Origin of the sequence: Arthrobacter sp. CAL618, from assembly GCF_000468215.1 — a bacterium.
Lineage (GTDB): Bacteria > Actinomycetota > Actinomycetes > Actinomycetales > Micrococcaceae > Arthrobacter_D.
Genome location: NZ_ASZW01000209.1, coordinates 3051 through 5354 on the forward strand (window position 1 = coordinate 3051; position 2304 = coordinate 5354).

3 protein-coding genes are annotated in these 2304 nt (G+C 64.8%); 2 read left to right on the forward strand and 1 reads right to left on the reverse strand.

Annotation, left to right across the window (positions count from 1 at the left end):
- Positions 1 to 271, reverse strand: a 271-nt coding sequence (locus K728_RS23275; RefSeq protein ID WP_443110982.1) for an SDR family NAD(P)-dependent oxidoreductase, incomplete at its 3' end; no start/stop codon positions are given.
- A 210-nt stretch (positions 272 to 481) separates the two neighbouring features.
- Here K728_RS23275 and K728_RS0112670 point away from each other — a divergent pair.
- Positions 482 to 2101, forward strand: coding sequence for an acyl-CoA carboxylase subunit beta (locus K728_RS0112670; protein ID WP_019483587.1), 1620 nt, complete (start codon positions 482 to 484; stop codon positions 2099 to 2101).
- Positions 2098 to 2304, forward strand: a 207-nt coding sequence (locus K728_RS0112675; protein WP_024476952.1) for an acyl-CoA carboxylase subunit epsilon, incomplete at its 3' end; no start/stop codon positions are given. The genes K728_RS0112670 and K728_RS0112675, both read left to right, overlap by 4 nt.

Below are 2304 nucleotides of genomic sequence, written 5' to 3' on the forward strand. Positions count from 1 at the left end.
CGGCGACGTCGTCGTCGTTCCTCACGTCGCCGACAATCGGCAGGGCCTTGCCGCCGGCGTCGCGGATCTGCTGGGCGGCCGTGAACACCGTGCCGTCGAGCTTGGGGTGCGGTTCACCGGTTTTGGCCATCAAGGCGATGTTGGCGCCGTCGCGGGCGGCGCGCAGGGCGATCGCGAGTCCGATGCCGCGGCTGCCGCCGGACATCAGGATGGTGCGACCCGCGAGGGTTGCCGGGGTGGATTGACGTGGGGCATCGTTGCTGGCGGTCATAACGTAAGAATAGTGGTGCAGGGGTGCCAGGAACCTAATTGTTACCGGCGGGTAACATGCACGGCTGGGCTAATTCTATGGGGAGGAAATTGTAGGAGTCCTACAGCGGTAGTGACCGTTTCCCTCACTAGACTAGGGGAAACGCCGGGCGCTTTGTGGGGAACCTACTTAACCCGGCGGTGGCCCGTTCATCGCCAACCCGGAGACTCAATGCAGACTGGCTCAGCACCTGTGGTCGCGCAGGATCAGATAATCGACCTCACCACCACCGCAGGGAAGCTTGCAGATTTCCGCCGCCGCGAGGGCCTCGCCCAGCAGCCGTCCGGTCCGGAGTCGGTGGCGAAACAGCATGCCCGCGGCAAAAACACGGCACGGGAGCGCATCGACCTGCTGGTCGATCCCGGATCATTCGTCGAGTTTGATGCGCTGGCGGTCCACCGGTCGACAGCGTTCGGGATGGAGACGAAAAAACCCTTGGGCGACGGCGTCGTGTCCGGCTACGCAACAGTCGATGGCCGCCAGATCGCCGTCTACAGCCAGGACTTCTCCGTCTATGGCGGCTCGCTGAGCCAGGTCAACGGCGAAAAGATCGTCAAGGTGCAGGAATTTGCGCTCCGGAACGGCTGCCCGGTGGTCGGAATCAACGACGGCGGAGGTGCCCGCATCCAGGAGGGTGTCTCCTCACTGGCGATGTTCGCCGACATCTTCAGGAATAACGTGCACGCCTCCGGGGTCATCCCCCAGATTTCTCTCATCATGGGCCCCTGCGCGGGCGGTGCAGCCTACTCCCCCGCCCTCACCGACTACGTGGTGATGGTGGATAAGACGTCCCACATGTTCATTACCGGCCCGGACGTGATCAAGACCGTCACCGGAGAGGACGTCGACATGGAGACCCTCGGCGGCGCCCGGCAGCACAACTCCACCACCGGAACCTCCGCGTACCTCGCCTCCGATGAGCGCGACGCCATCGACTTCGTCCGTGAACTGCTCGACTTCCTGCCCTCCAATAATCTGGCTGAGGCACCGGTGACCGAATTCGTCGAACAGCTGGACCTCACCGCCGAGGATGGTGCACTCGATACCCTGATCCCGGATTCGGCAAATCAGCCGTATGACATGCGGACGGTCATCTCGGCGATTGTCGACGACGGCCACTTCCTCGAGATGCAGTCCCTTTACGCACCCAACGTGATGATCGGGTACGCCCGGGTGGAGGGCCATACGATCGGTATCGTCGCCAACCAGCCGCTGCAGTTCGCCGGCACCCTGGACATTGCTGCTTCGGAGAAGGCCGCCCGTTTTGTCCGGAACTGCGACGCGTTCAACATCCCGATCCTGACCCTCGTGGACGTCCCCGGCTTCCTCCCGGGCAAGGACCAGGAGTTCAACGGGATCATCCGCCGCGGCGCAAAACTGCTGTACGCCTACGCGGAAGCAACCGTTCCCAAGCTCACCGTCATCACCCGGAAGGCCTACGGCGGCGCGTATATCGTGATGGGCTCCAAGAAGCTCGGCGCCGACCTCAACCTGGCCTGGCCGACGGCGCAGATCGGCGTCATGGGGGCCCAGGGCGCCGTCAATATCCTGTACCGCGGGCACCTGAAGTCAGTGGCCGACGCCGGCGGCGATGTGGAGGCCGCCCGCGCCGAAGTGATCACCCAGTACGAGGAAGAGCTCCTGAACCCTTACCAGGCAGCGCAGCTCGGGTACATCGACGCGGTGATCGCACCGTCGGACACCCGGCAGCACATTGTTCGCGGGCTGAGGGCGCTGCGCGACAAACGGGCTTCCAACCCCGCCAAGAAGCACGGGAACATTCCGCTATGACGCTCGCCCCCGACCAGACCCGACGGGATGCCGACGACGACGGCACCCCCGCCGAGCCAACGCTGCAGGTGATCCGCGGCACGCCGTCCGCCGAGGAACTGGCGGCGCTGACCGCCGTCGTGGTCGCCCTCTCCGAGAACTCGACGGAGCCCAATGCTGCGACCCCGCACCGCACCTGGGCACGCCGGGACCACCTACGGCTC

Bases quoted from the DNA above. Each gene is read 5' to 3' on its own strand.
- K728_RS0112670 (WP_019483587.1), top strand. From the start codon at position 482: ATGCAGACTGGCTCAGCACCTGTGGTCGCGCAGGATCAGATAATCGAC.